Annotated in this window: 16 protein-coding genes; 3 read left to right on the top strand and 13 right to left on the bottom strand. The window is 65.5% G+C overall.

The window, feature by feature from the left end; genetic code table 11:
* Window positions 1–8 precede the first annotated feature (8 nt).
* From ACS8Y6_RS01530 to ptsP, 5 genes are all read right to left on the bottom strand, one after another.
* Complete coding sequence (locus ACS8Y6_RS01530; RefSeq protein WP_440854857.1) at window positions 9–1,367, bottom strand: sensor histidine kinase; 1,359 nt, start codon at window positions 1,365–1,367, stop codon at window positions 9–11.
* Window positions 1,368–1,438: 71 nt separating this feature from the next.
* Window positions 1,439–2,116, bottom strand: coding sequence for a response regulator (locus tag ACS8Y6_RS01525; protein ID WP_440850762.1), 678 nt, complete (start codon window positions 2,114–2,116; stop codon window positions 1,439–1,441).
* A 369-nt stretch (window positions 2,117–2,485) separates the two neighbouring features.
* Entirely contained in the window at window positions 2,486–4,255 is a 1,770-nt protein-coding gene (locus ACS8Y6_RS01520; RefSeq protein ID WP_440850763.1) for a fructose-specific PTS transporter subunit EIIC, read from the bottom strand.
* Between the two features lie 61 nt (window positions 4,256–4,316).
* Window positions 4,317–5,273, bottom strand: coding sequence for a 1-phosphofructokinase family hexose kinase (locus ACS8Y6_RS01515; RefSeq protein WP_440850764.1), 957 nt, complete (start codon window positions 5,271–5,273; stop codon window positions 4,317–4,319).
* On the bottom strand, window positions 5,273–8,146 hold the full coding sequence (gene ptsP / locus ACS8Y6_RS01510) for a phosphoenolpyruvate--protein phosphotransferase (protein WP_440850765.1): 2,874 nt from the start codon (window positions 8,144–8,146) through the stop codon (window positions 5,273–5,275). The genes ACS8Y6_RS01515 and ptsP overlap by 1 nt, the downstream gene beginning before the upstream one ends.
* A 190-nt stretch (window positions 8,147–8,336) precedes the next feature.
* Between ptsP and cra the strand changes: the two genes are divergently transcribed.
* The 3 genes from cra (at window position 8,337) to ACS8Y6_RS01495 (ending at window position 11,899) form a co-directional block, all read left to right on the top strand.
* Window positions 8,337–9,368 (top strand): catabolite repressor/activator, encoded by a 1,032-nt coding sequence (cra, locus tag ACS8Y6_RS01505; protein ID WP_440850766.1) that lies wholly within the window; start codon window positions 8,337–8,339, stop codon window positions 9,366–9,368.
* Window positions 9,369–9,556: 188 nt separating this feature from the next.
* Window positions 9,557–10,912 (top strand): sugar porter family MFS transporter, encoded by a 1,356-nt coding sequence (locus ACS8Y6_RS01500; protein WP_440850779.1) that lies wholly within the window; start codon window positions 9,557–9,559, stop codon window positions 10,910–10,912.
* A gap of 168 nt (window positions 10,913–11,080) precedes the next feature.
* A complete protein-coding gene (locus ACS8Y6_RS01495; protein WP_440854856.1) occupies window positions 11,081–11,899 on the top strand; it encodes an alpha/beta hydrolase in 819 nt (272 codons plus the stop codon).
* A 59-nt stretch (window positions 11,900–11,958) separates the two neighbouring features.
* Here the strand turns inward: ACS8Y6_RS01495 and solA are convergent, their stop codons facing one another.
* The 8 genes from solA to ACS8Y6_RS01455 form a co-directional block, all read right to left on the bottom strand.
* Complete coding sequence (solA, locus tag ACS8Y6_RS01490; protein ID WP_440854855.1) at window positions 11,959–13,128, bottom strand: N-methyl-L-tryptophan oxidase; 1,170 nt, start codon at window positions 13,126–13,128, stop codon at window positions 11,959–11,961.
* 40 nt (window positions 13,129–13,168) lie between these two features.
* Window positions 13,169–13,975, bottom strand: a complete 807-nt coding sequence (locus tag ACS8Y6_RS01485) for an amino acid ABC transporter permease (protein WP_440850769.1) — start codon at window positions 13,973–13,975, stop codon at window positions 13,169–13,171.
* Window positions 13,959–14,678 carry an amino acid ABC transporter permease gene (locus tag ACS8Y6_RS01480; RefSeq protein WP_440850770.1) on the bottom strand — a complete coding sequence of 240 codons (720 nt, stop codon included), beginning with the start codon at window positions 14,676–14,678 and terminating at the stop codon, window positions 13,959–13,961. Before ACS8Y6_RS01480 ends, ACS8Y6_RS01485 begins: the two co-directional genes overlap by 17 nt.
* A gap of 99 nt (window positions 14,679–14,777) precedes the next feature.
* Window positions 14,778–15,623 (bottom strand): transporter substrate-binding domain-containing protein, encoded by an 846-nt coding sequence (locus ACS8Y6_RS01475; protein WP_440850771.1) that lies wholly within the window; start codon window positions 15,621–15,623, stop codon window positions 14,778–14,780.
* Window positions 15,624–15,694: 71 nt separating this feature from the next.
* Window positions 15,695–16,447, bottom strand: coding sequence for an amino acid ABC transporter ATP-binding protein (locus ACS8Y6_RS01470; protein WP_440850772.1), 753 nt, complete (start codon window positions 16,445–16,447; stop codon window positions 15,695–15,697).
* Between the two features lie 550 nt (window positions 16,448–16,997).
* Window positions 16,998–17,786 (bottom strand): ATP-binding cassette domain-containing protein, encoded by a 789-nt coding sequence (locus tag ACS8Y6_RS01465; RefSeq protein ID WP_440850773.1) that lies wholly within the window; start codon window positions 17,784–17,786, stop codon window positions 16,998–17,000.
* Complete coding sequence (locus ACS8Y6_RS01460; protein ID WP_440850774.1) at window positions 17,783–18,811, bottom strand: ABC transporter permease; 1,029 nt, start codon at window positions 18,809–18,811, stop codon at window positions 17,783–17,785. The genes ACS8Y6_RS01465 and ACS8Y6_RS01460 overlap by 4 nt, the downstream gene beginning before the upstream one ends.
* Window positions 18,812–18,965: 154 nt before the next feature.
* Window positions 18,966–20,003: a sugar ABC transporter substrate-binding protein gene (locus tag ACS8Y6_RS01455; RefSeq protein WP_440850775.1), complete on the bottom strand. Its 1,038-nt coding sequence runs from the start codon at window positions 20,001–20,003 to the stop codon at window positions 18,966–18,968.
* Window positions 20,004–20,136: the final 133 nt, after the last annotated feature.

The raw sequence follows: 20,136 nt of genomic DNA, 5'->3' as shown, positions 1-20,136 counted from the left end.
CCTTAATGTCATGAGCGCCGGCCGTGGCGTTCGTTCGTCGCCGCGGAGGCGCCGGCTGACGCCAGTCGCGGCAAACAGAGTCGCACGCTGAGCCCGCCCAGTGAAGAGCGTTCAAAACGAACGGTCCCGCGGTGCTTCATGACGATGTGGCGAACGATAGCCAGCCCCAGACCGGTCCCGCTGCGCTGATTGTTCGGCGCGCGGAAAAAGCGCTCGCCGAGCCGCGGCAATACTTCGGCATCGACACCGGGTCCGCTGTCGTCGATCTGCACGCACAGCGCGTCCACATCCGGGGTCAGCGTCAGGGTTACCGTGCCTTGCGGCGGCGTGTAGCGCAGTGCGTTGTCGATCAGATTATCCAACGCCTCCTGCAGCGCAACGGCGTCGCCATTGACCCAGGCCGCCTTGTCGGTGGTTTCGAAACCGAAGTCGATCTGGCTTTCGATCGCCTCCGGAACGCGCTGCCCGGCCAGTTCCGGCAGCAGCTTGCGCAGATCGACCGGCGCCATCTGCATCGGGCGCGCCTCGGCCCGGGTCAGCGCCAACAGCTGACCGGAGGTCCGGGCGGTACGCCCGGTCAGTTGTTGTATGTGTTCCAGCGCCTTCAGCGCGCGCGGGTCGTCGGCGTAGCGCATCGCCCGCTCCACCTGAAGCCGCAACCCGGCCAGGGGCGTGCGCAGCTGATGCGCCGCATCCGCGATGAACCGCTCATGCAGCGCCATGATGTCGCGCAAGCGGGCGAACAACGCATCGATCGTGTGCGTGAGCGGCAATAGCTCCACCGGCACATCATCATCCTCGATCGGCGACAGATCGTGTTCGCGACGACTGAGCCGTCGTGTCAGCGGATCGATGACACGCAGACCGAATCGAACCCCGAGCCACACCAGGAGCAGCAAGGCGCTGATCAGGGCCACCTGCAGGGAGATATTGAGCAGCAGGATCTGACGCGCGACCTGGCGGCGCCCGCGGAAGGTCTGCGCCAGGGTGATATCGAGGACCCGATTCTTGTGCCCGGGATCGACGATGGCCAGCGTGGCGGCCCGTAACGCCGTGTGCTTGATATGAGTATCGTACAGCCGTGGCGGCTGACCGGGCTCCGGCACGGGCGCCACCGGCGGCAATATGCGGCTGCCGGCGATCAGGCCCTGCTGCGGGCTGCGAATGGCGAAATAGTTGTGGCCGTCGGGATCGAACTGCAAAAGAAAGCGCGCCTGGGGCGATATCTGGCCATTGAGTGAACGCGTCTGAAGCATCGTCGCCAATATCTGGGCATCATCCGCGAGACTCTCGTCGTGCACCCGGTTGGCATAGGACAAGGCCACGAAGTAGGTGATGACGGCATCAGCCGTCAGAATGATCAGCATCGGAACCAGCAGAAACAGTAACAGACGACGGCGCAGACTCGGGCGCCGCGTAGCCGCGGGTGCCGACGAACTCATCCGGACGCTTCATCGACTGTCAGCATGTAGCCGAGCCCGCGCACCGTACGCACCGATGCCCCCGATTTTTCCAGCTTGCGCCGCAGGCGATGCACGGCGATATCCAACCCGTTATCGGTCAACTCCTCGTTCCAGTCACATATGGCTTCGATCAGCTGTGATCGGCTGATCAGGCGCTCCGGCCGGGCGGCCAGGGCCGACAGCAACCCGAACTCGCGCGCCGTAAGCTCGAGCTCGCGAGCCCCGACCCAGCCCCGCCGGCCCGCGATATCCAGGCGCAATCGCCCCAATTGCACTTCCGGCCGGCCATGCGTGACCTGGCGGCGCAGCAGCGCGCGCACCCGGGCCGCGAATTCGACGTAAGCGAATGGCTTGACCAGATAGTCGTCGGCACCGAGATCGAGGATACGTATCCGTTCCTCCATGTTGTCCCGCGCGGTGACGATGAATACCGCCAGCGGGTTCTGATCCTGGCGCAACTCATGCAGTAATCGATCGCCATTCAGGTAGGGAAGCCCCAGATCCAGAACCAGCAAATCGTGCGTCTTTTCCTGCAGCGCCAGCCGGGCCTCACGCCCGTCCGACAAGTGATCCACCGCATGACCGCTGTCGCGCAAGCCGGCACACAAGCCCTCGGCAATCGCGGGATCATCTTCTACCACGAGGATACGCATCGGCGACGGGCAGCCTTGTTTTCTTGATTGTTCGGGGACATGGGTGGGACTGCGAGCCGCCGACTAAGTTCAATCCATGCGCACCATCAACGAACGATCCGGTTTACGCACCGACCGCCAGCGCGCCTCTCGGCCGATAAGCAATGGCGCCGCGAAGCCCGGCCTCACGCCGGCCGCGCCTCGGCCACTCCGCTCGCCGTTACCGGTTCGCCCTGATGCGAACGCACACGCATCATGACAGCCCCGGCTTTACGATAAACAAACGCCGCGTCTGCGCTGCCGGCAACAGCGCGCGGGATCCAGCCTGGGGGCGTACTCGCCGCCGTCCCTGCGGCGTGGCGAGACCCGCTATACCTGGCGCACGCGCCGTCACGCCACATGTGACGAATCCAGGCCCAGCGGATCGGCGTTATTGCCGGCGGACACCGCGCCGGCGACCGGGCGCGGCTTGATCACCGCATAAACCAGCCCGGTGACCAGCGAACCGGCGGCGATAGCGCCGAGATAGAGGAGCGCGTGGGTCACGGCGTTCGGGATCAGCAACACGAACAACCCGCCGTGCGGCGCCATCAGCTTGCAGCCGAAGTACATGCTCATGCCGCCCGCGACCGCGCCGCCCGTCACGCAGCAGGGAATTACGCGCAGCGGATCGCGGGCCGCGAACGGAATCGCGCCCTCGGTGATGAAGCACAGGCCCAGCACCACCGCGGCCTTGCCGCCCTCGCGCTCGGCGGTATCGAACTTAGGCCGGGCCACCACACTGGCCAGGCCGAGGCCCAGCGGCGGCACCATCCCGCCGGCCATGATGGCGGCCATCGGCAGATAGGTGTGCGTGGACAGCAGACCGACGCCGAACGTATAGGCGGCCTTGTTGATCGGCCCGCCCATGTCGAAACACATCATGCCGCCCAGCAACAGGCCCAGCAGCACGGCGTTGGTGGCGTCCATCGAGTTGAGGAAGTGCGTCAGCGCACCGAGAATGGCGGCCACTGGCGTGCCGATGACGTAGATCATCACCAGCCCGGTCACCAGGCTCGACAACAACGGGATGATGAGAATCGGCTTGAGCGACTGGATGCTCGCCGGCAACGGCACGAACCGCTTGACCGCGAGCGCCGCATAGCCGGCGATGAAGCCGGCGATGATGCCGCCGATGAAGCCGGCGCCGAGATCGGTCGCCAGCCAGCCGCCGATCAGGCCCGGGGTCAGCCCCGGCCGGTCGGCGATCGAATATGCGATATAGCCGGCCAGCACCGGCACCATGAGCTTGAAGGCCGAGCCGGCGCCGATCTGCATGAGCGCGGCCGCGAAGCTGCCTTTCTGGTCCGCGGCATGAATGCCGAACACGAACGACAGGGCAATGCACAGCCCACCGGCCACCACCATCGGCAGCATGAACGACACGCCGGTCAGCAGATGCTTGTAGACCCCGCGTTCCTTGAAACTGGCCTTGGGCTTGCTGGCCGAGGCGCCGTATTCGGTTCCCCCCGCCGACTCGACCGCCGCTTCGGCGAGCGCGGCCTCGATCGTTGCGTTGGCGCGCTTGAGTGCAGCACCCGTGGACGCCCGATAGATCCGCTTGCCGGCGAAGCGCGAATCGTCGACCTCGATGTCGCAAGCCAGCAGCACGATATCGGCGGCCGCGATCTCTTCGTCGGTCAGCGCATCCTGGGCCCCGACCGAGCCCTGGGTTTCGATGCGCACCTCGTGGCCCATCGCGCGCCCGGCCTGGGTCAGCGCCTCCGCCGCCATGAAGGTGTGCGCCACACCCGTCGGGCAGGCGGTTACGCCGACGATGCGCGCGCGCTCGGCAGGTGCCGCCTCGGCATCGGGGGCCGCCACCGCGGCCGGCTCGTCGGCCGGGTCGTAGGGCTGCGCCGCCTCGGGCGCGCGCTCGATCACGCGATCCGGATCGGCCAGCGCATCGGCCATCTCGGCCCGATACAACGCCCGGCCGGCATAACGCACCAGATCAACCGGCCCACTCGCAGCCACGATGATCAGCTCGCCGGCGCCGTCGTCCTCGCTGTCGAAGACCGGCGTGTGGCCCTGGCGCTGCGCCGCGCGGGCCAGTCGCTGGGCCGCCAGCCAGGATGTGGTGCGGCCGCCGGGGCAGGCTGTGATGATGGTTATTTTCATGCTTCACTCCTCAGCAACGGTCTTCGCCCCATCGGCTCGGACACGTCGTCTGGCAACTGCTCTAGTCCACCGGCGCGTCGATCGTGACGGCATCGACCGTCACCGCGCCGCGCAATGTCTCGAAACCCGGCGTATCCGAACGGCCGACCCCGATCCGCGTCACGGCATCGGCCGACAAGGCCACCGCAAACGCGAGTGTGTCGGCATCCGACCAGCCCGAAAGCCGCCCGTGCAGGAGCCCGGCGACCAGCGTGTCGCCGGCCCCGACCGTGCTCTCGACCCCAACCGCGGGCGCGGTGGCCACCAGCACATCGCGGCTCGTGAGCCACACAACCCCGTCGGCACCGCGCGAGATCGCCACTTCGGCCACACCGCGGCCCTGCAATTCACGCCCCGCGGCGATCAAGTCGGCCGTGTCGGCCAGATCGCGGTCCACGCAGGCCGCCAGCTCAGCGGCGTTGGGCTTGATCAGCGCCGGCGCGAGCGCCAGTCCGGCCGTCAGGGCGGCACCACTGGCATCCAGCCATAACGGGACCCCGGCCTCGAGCAGCGGATCGAGCGCGGCATGCAGCATCGCCGGGGTCAGACCCGGCGGCAGACTGCCGGCGATCACCACCGCGTCGAGCGGCCCGGAGGCCTGGGCCGCGATCACTTCGGCCAGGCGCGTGGCGTCGGCCGCCGCGACGGGCGCGCCGGGCGCATTGACGTCGGTGACGCGACCATCGGCCTCGGCGAGCTTGGCGTTGGTACGGGTTTCGCCGGGCACGCGCACGAAGCCATCGGTGACGCCCCAGTCCGCGAATGCGGCCCCGAAAACGCCCGCGTTATCGGCGCCGAGAAAGCCGGTCACGGTCACGTCATGCCCCTGGGCGGCGAGCACCCGCGCGACGTTGTTGCCCTTGCCCGCCGGGCTCGTGCGGCAAGTCCGCGCGCGGTTGACCTCGCCCGGCACGAGCCGCGCCAGGCCGATCGACAGATCCAGCGCCGGGTTTGGCGTGATCGCCAGAACGCGCGCCATTACGATTGGGCCTCGACTGCCTCGCGCACCTCGGCGGCGGTCGCCAGTGCCAGCAGTGCTTCGGCGCGGGTGGACGCCTGGCTCTGCGACAGCCGGCGAATGCGCGCCTTGACCAGCGGGATCTGGCGCGCGTTGACCGACAGCTCGTTCACGCCCAGGCCCACCAGCACACCGACCGCCTGGGCATCGCTGGCCAGTTCGCCGCACACGCCCACCCAGCAACCGTGCGCCTCGGCGGCGGCAACGGTCATCAGAATCAGCCGCAGCACGGCCGGATGCAGGCCATCGGCCTGGCCCGACAACCGCGGGTGACCACGGTCGATGGCCAGGGTGTACTGGGTGAGGTCGTTGGTGCCGATGGAGAAGAAATCCACATGCGGCGCCAGTGTTTCGGCCAACAGCGCGCACGACGGCACCTCCACCATCACGCCGAGCTGTACATCGGTGTCATTGAACTCGGCGAGCACGCGGTCGTAGATGGCCTTGGCCGCATGGAACTCGGCCACATCCTTGACCATCGGGAACATGATGCGCAGCGGCCGGCCTTCCGAGGCGGCGATCAGCGCGCGCATCTGGGTTTCGAGAATCTGCGGCCGGTTGAGCGCCAACCGAATGCCGCGCAGGCCCAGGAACGGGTTGTCCTCCGGCGGCACCGGCCAGTAGTCCAGCGGTTTGTCGCCGCCGACATCCAGCGTGCGCGCCACCAGCGGCCGGTCCGGCCCGAGCGCGTCGAAGGCACGCTTGTATTCGGTGATCTGGGTGTCCAGATCGGGCGCGGCCGGATGCGCCATGAAGATGAACTCGGTGCGCAGCAGCCCCACCCCCTCCGCGCCGCGCTCGACCGCGTCGGTCGCGTGCGAGGTATTGCCGAGATTGGCCGCGACGTCGATGCGGACGCCATCGGTGGTGACCGCCGGCTCGAAGCGGGCGGTGTACGCCTCGGCTTCCAGCTCGGCACGATCGGCGATCGCCCGCTCGGTACGCTGGCGTCGCTCGGGCGAGGGCTGCGGCACCACGCGGCCGCGTTCGCCATCGATGATCAGGTCGATGCCGTCGGCCAGCGACAGCACCCCCTCGCCGGCCCCCACCACCGCCGGAATCCCCAGACTGCGCGCCAGAATAGCGCTGTGCGAGGTGGCCCCGCCCTTGGCCGTGACCAGGCCGCGCACGCGCTCGGTATCGAGCTGGGCCACATCCGACGGGCCGATATCCTCGGCCACCAGAATATACGGATGCTCGGGCGGTTCGGGCATGGCCACGCCGCACAGCCGGCCCAGAACGCGCCGGCCGACATCGCGCAGATCGGCCGCGCGCTCGGCCAGGATACGGTCGGCGAGCGCGGCCTGGGCGCGCGCCGAGGCATCGATGGCCTGCCACCAGCCGGCCTCGGCGGATGCACCCTCGTTGATCGCCTCGACCGCGGCCTCGCGCAATTCCGGATCGCGCAGCATTTCCTCGTGCATGGACAGGATTTCCGCCATGTCGCCGCCATCGGCGGCCTGGATCAACTCGGTGAGCTGACCGTAAGCCTCGCGGATGGCGGTATCCAGGCGCTTGCGCTCGCTGATGGAATCGTCCGACGTATCGGCATAGTCGAATTCGGGCAGCCGCAGCACGAATACCGGCGCGATCGCCATGCCGGGCGAGGCGGCGACGGCATCCAGCGCCGTATCCGCCGCCGGTGCCGGTGCATAGACCTGCGGCTCGGTCTTGTTGCGCGACGGGCGGGCTTCGCTGGTGTCCTCCAGCGGCAGCACATCCTCGCCGAGCCCCGAACGCACGGCGTTGCCGATCGCCTCGAGCGCGGCGGCCGCGCCCTCGCCTTCGGCCGAAAACACCAGCATCTGGCCGCGCCGGGCGCCCAGCCCGATCACCTTGGTCAGGCTGGCGGCCGATACCGCATCGGCGCCGCCCGACTCCAGGCGCACACGGATCGGCAGGCGTTGCTCGCGGGCGATCTGCACCAGATTCTTGGCCGGGCGGGCGTGCAGCCCATGGGCGTTGCGCACGCGCACGCGCAGCACCTCGGCACCGGCGGATTCGCCGGCCAGCCGGCCGATCAACTGGGCGGTATCGAGCTGGGCCAGGCGCGGCGCCTCGCCCGATTCCAGTACGCCGAGCATACGATCGAGCAGCCCGCGCGTGGCTTCATCCGCGGCCTGATCCTCGCCGGCCATGCGCGCAAGCACGAACACGGCCGCGGCGTCGGTCACTTCCGCCGGTGTCGCCACCCCCAGCGCCGGCTGGGTGACCTCGGCATTGCCTTCCACCAGCCACAGCTTGTGTCCCAGCGATACCGGCGGCTGGCCCATGATCTGGCCGATGAATGCAGCCCCGGCGACACCCGCTTCATATAGCCGCGTGGCGGCCACGGCGGCCAGGCCCTCGCGCGAGGCCACCGGCACGCGGGCGGCCACCGTGGCCCGGTCCAGACGGGCCTCGACCGGGGCGCGCGATAGCAGGGCGATGACCTCGTCGGCATTGCCGGCCGCGGCCAGCCCTTCGGCCACGCCGGGCGCATCCAGCACATGCGTGAGTCGGCGCAGGATATCCAGGTGTTCGTCGTTGGCGGCCGCGATGGTGATGATCAGCGATACGCGATTGCCATCGTGCCATTCCAGGCCGTCCGGATACTGCAACAAGCGCAGCCCGGTGGTCTTCACATAGCCGCGCGAGGCCGGCGTACCGTGCGGAATGGCGATGCCGTTGCCGAGATAGGTCGAGCCCTCCCGCTCGCGCTGGAACAGCGACTGGCCGTACGCGGGATCGACCAGGCCGGCGCGGGTGAGCGCGGAGCCGGCCTGGGTGAGCGCATCGCGCCAATCGTCGGCGGACTGGTCGAGCAGGACGGCATCGGGCGTGAGTTCGAGCATGACAACTCCGGGAACGGATCGAACCGCGGTAATACAGCGGGCGGCGGCCCGCCCGTGGTATGCGGCTATCGGCGCATGGCTGAATCGTGTCAGCGCCATTACAGTCGTATGCTGAGATGGCTCGAACGAGGAATCAAGTGAAATACCCGCGCTTCAGACAAAAGTCTGACACGCCAGGAGGGCCACGACCATGACCGCCCGCACCCTTGCCGACATCGCCCGACTCGCCGGCGTGTCCCGGACCACGGCCAGCTACGTGATCAACGGCCAGGCCGAGGCCCGGCGCATCAGCCGCGCCACCGTGGCGCGCGTCCAGGCCGTGGTCGCCGCCCACGATTTCCAGGTCGACGCCCGGGCCGTCGCGCTGCGCCGGGGCGAGACGCGCACCCTCGGGCTGGTGGTGCCGGATCTGGAAAATGCCAGTTACGCGCGCCTGGCCAAACGCATCGAACGCGGCGCGCGCGCTGCCGGCTACCAGGTGATCATCGTCGACTCCGACGACGAGGCGGCCACCGAACGCCGCCTGGTCGAGTCGTTGCGCGCCCGCCGCTGCGACGGGTTGATCGTGGCCTCCTGTCTCGACCGCGACGACCCGTTCTACGATGGCGTGGCCGGCGGCCTGCCGGTGATCGGCCTGGACCGCCCACTCGACGAAACACGCTTTCGCAGCGTGGCGTCGAGCAACACGGAGGCCGCGCGCCGCCTCACCGCCTCGGTTCTGACCCGCGAAACACACACCATCCTGTGGCTGGATGCCGTGCCCGGCCTGTCGATCACCGAGCGCCGGCGCGCCGGGTTCATGGCGGCCGTGGCCGCGCACGAAGGCGACTGCCAGGCCGCCGTGCGTACCGCCGCGGCCTTCGATCGCGCCAGCGGTGCACGGCTGCTCACCGACTGGCTCAGCGAACACCCCATGCCCGATGCGCTGATCACAGCCGCCTATCCGCTACTCGACGGCGCGCTCGACGTGCTGCTGGCCGACGCCGGCGACACGCCGGCCCTGCCACGGGCCGGCACCTTCGGCGATGACCGCGTGCTCGATTTCCTGCCCATGGCGGTCAATTCGCTGCCGCAACAACACGACAAGATCGCGCAGATGACACTCGAACGCATGTGGGCGGCACTCGCCGGCGAGTGCACGCCGGGACGAGACCGTATTCATCGTCTGTTGAAGCAACGACGCCGCAAAGTGCCACCAGGCGAAACAAAAGTTCCAAAATAAGTGAGACTTTAGTCTTACTTGCCGCGTGCGGCGATGGGCATGATCGCCCAACGCCGATATTTTATACGCCGTTTTTGTCCCTTCCCTTCCCTATTTCAAGGAGATTCGATATGGCCGGTGCACCTGGTTCCGTCTCGTCGACATCGCAATCGACGCCCGACGCTGTCGCCCACGCCGACATCGTGCCGATGGTCTGGCTTTCCTGCGGCCTGGCGGCGCTCGCCGGCCTGCTGTTCGGCATGGACATCGGCGTCATTTCCGGCGCCCTGCCCTTCATCAAGAAGGATTTCAACCTGTCCTCTGCCATGGAGGGCTGGATCGTGTCGTCGATGATGGTCGGCGCCGCCATCGGCGCCCTGTCCGCCGGTACGATCTCCAAGACCATGGGCCGCAAGCGCGCGCTGCTGGCCTCTGCGCTGCTGTTCATCATCGGCGCGCTGGTGTGCGTGGTCGCGCCCGGGCCGACGCTGCTGTGGATCGGCCGTATCCTGCTCGGCCTGGCCGTCGGCGTGGCCTCGTTCACCGCCCCGCTGTATCTGTCGGAGGTCACGCCCGAGCGCATTCGCGGCACGACCATCTCCTTCTACCAGTTGATGGTCACGGTCGGTATCCTCGCGGCGTTCGTCTCCAACGCGGCGTTTTCGTATATCGAGAGCTGGCGCTGGATGTTCGGCGTGCTGGTGATCCCGGCCGTGCTGCTGTTCTTCGGCGCGCTGAGCGTACCCAACAGCCCGCGCTGGCTGGCCGCCAAGGACCGCTTCGACGAAGCGCGCGACGTGCTGTCCAGGCTGCGCGGCACGACCGAGGAAGTCGACTACGAAATGGGCGAGATCCAGGACGCGATCGAGCAGGAGCGCGGCGCGCAGGGCTTCCAGATGTTCCGCCGCAACCCGAACTTCCGTCGTTCGGTGTTCCTCGGCGTGGCCCTGCAGCTGGTGCAGCAGTTCACCGGCATGAACGTGATCATGTACTACGCCCCACAGATCTTTCAGACCGCGGGTTTCGAAGGCACTTCGGCCAGCCTGTGGGCAACCGTGGTCACTGGCCTGACCAACGTCCTGGCCACCTTCATCGCCATCGCGCTGATCGACCGTGCCGGGCGCAAGCCGATTCTCTACGCCGGTTTCGCCATGATGGCGATTACCATGGCGCTGCTGAGCACGATCATCCACATCGGCCCGAGCACCACCTTCCTGCAGTACACCGCCATGGCCATGGTGCTGCTGTTCGTGGTCGGCTTTGCCATGTCGGCCGGCCCGCTGATCTGGACGCTGTGCGCCGAAATCCAACCGCTGCAGGGCCGCGACTTCGGCATCGGCGCCTCTACCGGCGCCAACTGGATCGGCAACTTCTGCATCGGCTTCTTCTTCCCGATCATGTTCAACGGCATTGGCGGCACCTGGACCTTCGGCCTGCTGGCCGCGGTCAACGCGCTGTTCATCCTGTTCACGCTGAAGTACGTGCCCGAGACCAAGGGCATCTCGCTGGAGAAGATCGAAACGAACCTGTTGTCGGGCAAGGCGCTCAGCAAGATCGGCGTCTGATCGACGGGGCGAGCGCACGGCGACGCGGCGTATTCGTCGCGTCGCCGCCCGCCTGCTAAAATCGGGTGTATATACCGCTTACCGACCGGCCGCTGGCCGGTCGTTTTGTTTGCGAAACATGAACAGGGTCGGCCGCCACGGTGATCGGCCACAGCACGGGGTTCGACCATGAGCAACGCCTGGGATCGCGCCTACGACAATCGCGCCGCGGTAGCCGACGCCGGCGACTGGCTGCGCCACTGGCAGGCCGACGCCGCGGCCTTTCGCGCGCTGCGCGGCGCCGATCAACCGCTGGAGCGCACCTACGGCGTCGGCGAGCGTGAAGTCTTCGACCTGTTCGGGCCGGCGGGCGAAGCGGCGGGCACGCTGATCTTCGTCCATGGCGGCTACTGGCGGGCGTTGTCGCGCCGCGACAATCACCAGTTCGCCGCCGGCGCACTCGCCCGCGGCTGGCGGGTCGCCTTCATCGAATACCCGCTGTGCCCGGACGTCACGCTGGAGTCGGCAGCGGATGCCGTGATTGCCGGCATTCAGGCGGTTGCCGACGAAGTGAACGGCCCGCTCGTACTGGCCGGGCATTCAGCCGGCGGCCATCTCGTCACCCATGCCGTGACCACCCACAGCGGCCTGCTGGCCTCGGCCCGAAAACGCATCCGCCGCGTCATCTCCATCTCCGGGCTGCACGACCTGCGCCCCATCGCCGCCACCACCGATATCAACGGCACGCTGGGCCTGTCCGAACAGCGCGCGACGGTCGCCTCGCCCGCGCTGCAGTCGCCCGACCTGCCCGGCGATCTGATCTGCGTGGTGGGCGGCGACGAACTGCCCGAACTCAAGCGCCAGACCCACCTGCTCGCCAATATATGGACCGGCCTGGGCGTGGCCACCCAAGCCGTGGAACTGGCCGGTGAGCATCATTTTTCCGTGCTGGAAGCCCTGCGCTCGCCCGCGACGGCGTTGACGCGCTGGAGCACGCTCGAAGACTGAGTCGACCCGCATTCGCCGGCTTGGGCGCGGCCGCCCGGGTTCCCCCGAGGGCCGCTGGCTCACTCGATGAATCGCGATAACGCGAAGGGGGCCAGATCGATCGGCTCACCCTCGTCCCGCAGCACGCCAGCCACGGCCTCACCGATACCGGCCGAGTGCTTGAAACCATGGCCCGAGCAGGCCGAGATCACGAATACGCGATCCATGTCCGGGTGCCAGTCGAGGATGAAACCGCGGTCCGGCGTCGTGGTGTACAAACAGGCTGCCGCACGAATCGCGGGCGCACGGGCGCCAGCGATCCGGCCGTTGACGTGATGATCGAACATCGCCGCCGATTCGTCGGCGCCGACGTTCCGCTCCAGCATATCCGCGCTTGTGTGGGAGGCATACTGCTCGGTCGCGACCTTGATGCTGGCTTCGCCCGGCAGCGGCGGAAAGGAATAGAAATAGTCGGTATCACCCGAGCCATGCATCCAGATCGAGACCGGCCACTCGTCGGGCGCCACGGCGCCTTCGGCCAGCGAAAACCAGTGCAGCACCTGCCGACTCACCGTAAGCAGCCGGTCGAACGGCGCGCCCAGCAACGGGGCCGTCCAGGCCCCGGCACTGACCACTGCCCGCCCGGCCCGGATCACATCGTTTTCGGTTTCGATCGCCACGGCATCACCGCTCTGGCGTATGGCCTGCACTACCATATCGGTGCACACCATCGCGCCATTCTGGCGCGCGAGTTCGAGCTGGGCCGCGATGGCACGCTCCGGCCGCACGTACCCCCCGCCGGGTTCGAAATAAGCCCGCTCGCGACCACCTAACCCGACGTACTGGGGGAAACGCGCGGCGATCTCATCGGCCCCCAGCAGCTCGTGCTCGATGCCATACGCCCGGGCCGCCTCGATCGTGGTTTCCAGAAATCCCGTCTTGCCGTGGTGGGTGTTCGGCATGTCGCTGGGCGCCATGATCAACGTGCCGCAGGGATTGAAGATCGTCTCACCGGTGGCGGCTTCCAATTCGCGCCAGAGCGCATGCGAGCGCAGCACGAACGGGACATAATCCGGGCCTTCACCAATCGCCTGCCGGGTGATACGCGTATCGCCATGGCTCGAGCCCCGGGTATGCGGCGGCATGAAACGATCGATACCGATCGCGCGTACGCCAGCCTTGGCCAACTGGTGCAGCGTGGCACTGCCCATGGCGCCGAGACCGACGACTGCCACATCATATTCCGCCATCGTCTAGATCCTTTGAGTCTGCGCGCGAGTTCGGTGGTCGTTACTGGCGGAAGCGCGCCTCGAGTTTTCGGGACGCCAGCGCGATCGGGTAGCAATAGATCAGGAACAGCAGCATGAGGATGCCGTAGAGCGGAATCGCATAATTTTCGCCCAGCAGTTCCAGCACGCGGCGTACCGCGGTCAGCCCTTCGTCCACGCCCACCAGATTGGTCAGCGCCGTGCCCATGGTGATGATGGCGTAAAGATTCATCCAGGGCGGAATCATGCGGCGCAAGGCCTGCGGCAGGATAATGCGATACATCGCCTGGCGGCGTGTGTAGCCCAGCGATGCCGCGGCTTCCCACTGTGTGCTCGGAATCGATTGCACGCCGCCCCGCACGATTTCCGAGACGTTCGCCGCCGCCGGCAGGGACAGGCCGATGATCGCCTTGGCCACACTGGGAAAGACGAAACTGAAACCGAACAGCTCCAGCCGGTATGGAAACAGATACAGGATCGCGTACAACACCACCAACCAGGGCGAGTTGCGAAAGAACTGGGTGATCAGCCACATCGGGGCCGACACCGCACGCCAGCGCGAGACCTGGCCAAGACCGACGAATGTACCCAGCACCGTACCGATGATCATACAGGCGATACTGATGCCGACGTTGGCTGCAAAACCGCCCTCGATCGGCCACCACTGCTGGTTGTCGGTCAGGAGATAAGGCACGCGGTGCCAGATGGTCGCCCAGTAATCCAGCGTCGTTTGCGTCACTATCACGACCACTGCGATCGCCGTGAGTATCGCGATCACGCCCGCGGTATAAAGAACCGGCGTGTGTTGCGTATTAGCTTGCGTCGCCATAGCCGGGGATTCTCAGTCGCCGTTCCAGCAGACGCATGCCGCCGAGGAAGATGGCAATGATCACGATATAGACGGCCCAGATGAACATCATCACTTCCAGCGTGCGGAAGTTATCGGAATAGATCTGACCGGCGTAGTAGAGCAACTCGGGGGTCGCGATTGCCGAAGCTTCGGCGGTCGTCTTGATCAGATTGATGAGGTTGTTGTTCAGCGCCGGCATGGCGATGCGAAACGCCAGCGGCAGCGTAATCGCCAGATAGCGCTTGCGGCGCGAATATCCAAGGCTTTCAGCGGCTTCATCGAGGGTGTCCGGCACGGCTTCGATACCGGAACGGAATATTTCCACGTTGAAGGCGCCGGCAAACAGACTGAGGGCGAACACCGAGGTGCCGAACGGCCCCAGCAGCGGCCGCATGCCGCCTGTGGCGGGATCGAACACATGCGGCTGCAACCCGGCCAATACGAAAAAGAAGAAGAACAGCTGCACCAGGGGCGGCGTGTTGCGGAAAATCTGCACGTACACCGCCACGGCCTGACGTACGAGCCCGAAGCGCGAACCCTGTAGCCACGCACCGACAACGCCGATGATCATCGACGCCACGATGCACGACACCGACAACAGCAGGGTGTTCTCGAGCCCCTGCAGTAGCCATTGCTGGTACAGGGGATTCTCGAGCCAGGTAAACGACAATCCGAAGATCATGAAAAACCCGTCGAGGACGCGCCGGCACCGAGGCCGGCGCTTGTTCTGGAGCTGTGCACGACGCCTGTCGTGGCCAGAGACGTGATTAGTGGCGGCTGATCAACTGCCCCGGGCTTGCTGCATCGCATTCTTGACGTAGGCGGTATGCGGAATACCCCATTTGGTCTGCAGCGCATAAATATAGCCGGAGCCCTCCATCTCTTTCACGATGCCGTCGACCTCTTTCTTGAGCGAGTCCTCGCCCTTGCGGATGCCGATCCCCCATGGGGTTTCCAGAATAGCCGGCGTAGCGATATGCCAGTTCTTGCCCCAGGCGGGGTCGAGCAGCTTGCCGACCAGCGCCGAATCGTCATAGGCAAAACCGATGCAGCGATGATCCTTGAGCGCCTTGTAGACTTCGGCGGTCGACGGATAATTGACCATCTGAATACCGCGTTTGCTGAGCTCGGTGTTGTAGAACGAGCCCTGGATGCCGCAGACCTTCTTGCCCTTGGCGTCGGCCCAGGAATGGATGTTCGCCTGCTTGCGCGTCATCAGCGCGGTGCCGGAGGCGTAGTAGTCGCGCGAGAAATCGATCACCTTCTGGCGTTTTGGCGTGTCGGACATCGTGGCCAGGGTGAGATCGATCCGGCCCTGGCGCAGATATTCGATGCGATTGGAGGCCGTGACCGGCACCAGTTGCACGTCATCCGGGCTACCCAGCATCTTGAGCGCCAGGTAATGGGCGATGTCGATCTCCAGGCCCACGTTGTGGCCGTTCGCATCCACATAGCCGAACGGCTTGTAATCGGCCTTCACACCCACAATGAGCTTTCCGCGCGATTTGATGTCGCCCAGCGTATCGGCCTGCGCCGCCGTGAACACCCCAACGGCCAGGCTGGCCACCATAGCGGCCTGAACCAGCAAGCGAAACTTGCGTAAACGAGTCTGAATCGGCTTGTGCATCGGATAATCCCCCTTCATGGACTGGACGAAGCGCGACTTCGCGCCATTTGTAAAATTCGTTCTGTGGCTCGTTACAGGACCTGGGAAAGAAAGGCCTGCGTACGTTTTTCCCGTGGGTTGCTCAACAACTCGGCCGGCGGGCCGTGCTCGACAATCACGCCGCCGTCGGTGAAATAAACATGGTTGGCCACTTCCCGGGCAAAGCCCATCTCATGGGTGACCAAAATGCAGGTCATGCCTTCGGCGGCCAGCTCGCGAATGGTCTCCAGCACGCCCTTGACCGTTTCCGGATCCAGTGCGGCGGTCACTTCGTCGAACAGCATGACTTCCGGACGCATTGCCAACGCCCGCGCGATTGCCACACGCTGTTGCTGGCCACCCGATAACTCGCCGGGATAATGTTTCTCGCGCCCATCGAGCCCTACCTTCTTCAGCAAGGCACGAGCCCGCGCCTCGACCTCCGACCGGTCTTCCCCCAGCACCTGAATCGGCGCCATCATGATGTTTTCCAGCGCCGTCTTGTGCGGGAACAGGTTGTACTGCTGGAACACGATGGACACCACTTTGCGCAGCGCGATCTTGTTCTTGTCGCTGCGCAACCGATCGACATCGAAATCGCCGACCCGGATACGGCCCTGGTCGATCGGAATCAACCCGTTGATGCAACGCAAGGCGGTCGACTTGCCCGACCCGGACGGCCCGATGATGCACACCACCTCGCCACGCTCGACGTCGAGCGAAATCCCCTTGAGCACCTCGGTACGCGCGAACGATTTATGTACATCGCGGAAACTGACAATCGGCTGACCTGCGTCAGTCGTCATTATATTCAACCCCCAAAAGGCTATGCGGTCCGGCGCGCCGACCTATGAACATTCTTTCACGCATCGTGCTGGGTGCGACCTCCATACCGCTATCAGCAAAAGGTCGCGGAACCGCTCAATAACAAAAGAGCAGCAAGTTCCGTGCCCAAAGATCGCGAATCGAGCCACCATGAACCGTAGCCGCCGGTCGCCGCTTCAGCGGTCAACGCAGCGGCTCGGTGGGGCAAAAAACGCCCCGTATGAATCCGCGGCAAACGCCACTGTCGTGTTCCGCCCCCCCCCGGGGCACCGGCCAAGCCACTAGCTCGGCGGGAGCTGCCGCTTCCCGTCGTCGCCCGAGTCCAAATCCGGGTGAAAAGCAACCGGAGTGCTACCCCGGCACGGGGCAAATCCTGAGCGTTGAGAAGCGGCGCCCCACCTTCTGCGCATCGAGCTCTTTTTCGCCTGTGTTTGCCGGCAAGGGCGCCACTCGGCCGCGGAGCCAAGCGGCTGTATTGGCATCAAGACTGGCGTGCAATATTGGGGCTACGGCTCGGGCGCGGCACGGGCGTCAGGCCGCCACGTCCTCGGCCGGCGGTTCCTTGGCGCCGGTCATGATCGCGACGGCATCGGACGGCGACATGGTCCTCGGGTCGACCACCGCGACGCGCCGTCCCAGACGGTGGATGTGGACCCGGTCGGCCACCTCGAATACATGCGGCATGTTGTGCGAGATCAGCACAATCGGCAGGCCGCGTTTCTTCACGTCGCGGATCAACTCGAGCACCAGGCCGGACTCCTTCACGCCGAGCGCCGCGGTCGGCTCGTCCATGATGATGACCTTGGCGGCAAAGGCCGCCGCGCGCGCCACGGCCACGCCCTGGCGCTGGCCGCCCGACAGTGTTTCGACCGCCTGGCTGATGTTCTGGATCGTCAGCAAGCCCAGTTCCGACAGTTTTTCCCGCGCGAAGTCTTCCATCGCCGGCCGGTCCAGCATCCGGAACAGCGACCCGAGAATACCCTTCCGGCGTATTTCCCGGCCGAGAAACATGTTATCCGTGATCGACAGTGCCGGCGACAACGCGAGCGTCTGGTACACGGTCTCGATACCGGCATCGCGCGCGTTCATGGGCGAAGCGAACTGCACCGGCGTGCCGTTGAGCCGTATCTCGCCGGCATCGGGCACCACCGCCCCGGATATGGCCTTGATCAAAGTCGATTTGCCCGCGCCATTGTCACCGATCACACCCAGAACCTCGCCCGGGTAGAGATCGAAATCGGCATTATCAAGCGCCGTGACCCGGCCATAGCGTTTGGTCAGTCCCCGGCCGGAGAGGATGGGTTGGGTGTCTGTATTCATGCCGAAATCTTCCTGATCCACTGGTCGGTGGTTACCGCGATGATGATCAGCGCGCCGACGGCCAGCTGGGTCCATTGCGGGTCCGTGCCGAGCAGGCGAAGACCGAGCGAAAACACGCCCACGATCAACGCGCCGAACAAGGTGCCGATAATCGAGCCGCGCCCGCCGAACAGCGACGTGCCGCCAATCACCACCGCCGTGATGGCCTCGATGTTTTCCATCTGCCCGGCCTGCGGCGATATGGCCCCGATGCGTCCGATCAGCGTCCAGCCGGCGAGGCCGCAGATCACACCGGCCACCACATACACCGAGACCAGAACACGGCCGGTGCGGATGCCGGCCAGAAGCGCGGCGTCCTTGTCGTCGCCGACCGCGTAGACATGGCGCCCCCAGGCCGTGTGATTCAGCGCAAACCACAGCGCCAGTGCCAGCGCTACCATCAGCACCACGCCATAGGTGAACACCGCGTTGCCAATCCGGAAGGAGTTGCCCAGCAAATGCAGGATCGGCGCCACCCGGTCGATATCCTGACTGCGTACCGTTTCGTTACCCGAATAGATGTAGGTCGTCGCGCCATAGACCGACCAGGCGCCGAGGGTGACGATAAACGGCGGCAACTTCACGACTGATACCAGCAGGCCGCTCAACAGGCCGCAGATGCCGCCCACACCCAACCCGGCGAGCACGGCGACGAACCCGGGCACGCCGTAATGCATGGCGAACTGGCCCATCACCACCGAGCTCAGCACCATGATGGCGCCCACCGACAGATCGATGCCGGCCGTCAGGATGATCAGCGTCTCGCCGGCGCCCACGATACCGGTGATCGCCACCTGTTGGAGAATCAACGTCAGCGCGAAGGCCGAATAGAACCTCGAGCCGACCGCTATCGAGAAGAAGATAACCGACAGGATCACGACGATGATCGGCACGGCCGCCGGATTGCCATGCAGAAAATGCTGCACCCGGCGCAACGGCCCCTGGTGTTGTTCTCCGGATGCAGGCGCTTCGGTGGCGTTGTTCATGCGAATCTCCACGAAACCAACAAGACAGGCCTGTCATACCGCCGTCCGGTCGGCGACGGCATGAAATCAGTGCCGACAGGATTGGCCGGCAGACCGGGGTCGACCGGCATGGCTGGCAACGCGCCCACCACCACCGATCGACCGGCGGGCCGGTCTACTGGAGCTTGCCCCAGCATGTCTTCATGCCGGATTTCGTGCTGTACGACTTGACGCCCTTGACCGGGTCATCGGTGATCAGATGAACGCCGGTATTGGTGAAGTCGAGCCCGGCACTGGTGCTGGGCTTCTTGCCGCTATCCACATAGGTCTTGACGGCCTTGATGCCTCGCTTGGCCATCCGCAGCGGGAACTGCTGGGCGTCGGCTGCGATCACGCCCTGCTGGACATCCTGGACACCGTTGCAACTGCCATCGATGGCCACGATCGTGACCCGGTTCTGCATCCCGACCGACTTCAATGCCTGGTAGGCGCCCTCGGCCGCCGGCTCGTTGATGGCATAGACCAGGTTGATGTCCGGACTCTTCTGCAGCAGATTCTCCATCGCCTTGCGTCCGCCATCCTGGGCGCCGCCGGTGACCGCATGCCCGACGATGCGCGGATCGTTTTCATCACCCCATTTGTTCGGGTTCTTGATGTCGATACCGAAACCCTTCATGAAACCCTGATCACGCTGGACACCGACCGACGGCTGGCTCGTGGCAAGATCCAGAAAAGCGATATGGGCCTTGGTCTTGCCGAGGTGCTTCTTCGCCCACTCGCCGTCGAGCTTGCCGGCCTCGAAGTTGTCGGTCGCAAACGTGGCGTCGGCCGCACTGGCCGGCTGCAGCGTCGTATCGAGCGCAATCACCATGATCCCGGCCTTGCGCGCTTTTTGTACCGTGGGAACAATCGCACTGGGCGCCGAGGCCGTGATCAAAATGCCGTCGACCCCATCGGCCATGCAGTCTTCGATCGCGCTCACCTGAGACTGATTATCGCCGTCGTACTTGCCCGCGTAGGTCTTGAGGTGGACGCCGAGTTTCTTCGCCTCCTTGAGCGCGCCTTTTCTCATGGTGACAAAATAGGGGTTGCTATCGGTCTTGGTAATCAAACAGGCGCTGACGTCCTTGGCGAAGGCCGGCGCGCTCATCAACGCACCGCCGACAACGAGAGATACCAAAATGCATTTAGACCACGATATTTTCATGCCCATCCTCCAGCAATAGCCCGCCGCAGCGTTATTCCGCCTTGAGCGGCATCTGTTTAATTTTAATTTTCGGAAAATCTACGCATTAAGCCTGCATAAGCCACTGCATTTAATTGTATTTGACGCCCATCCACGAACA

Source organism: Salinisphaera sp. RV14, assembly GCF_052044135.1.
In the GTDB taxonomy this organism is placed as follows: Bacteria; Pseudomonadota; Gammaproteobacteria; order Nevskiales; family Salinisphaeraceae; genus Salinisphaera.
Note: the sequence above shows the minus strand (reverse complement) of the source record. Positions and strands in the feature narration are given on the sequence as shown.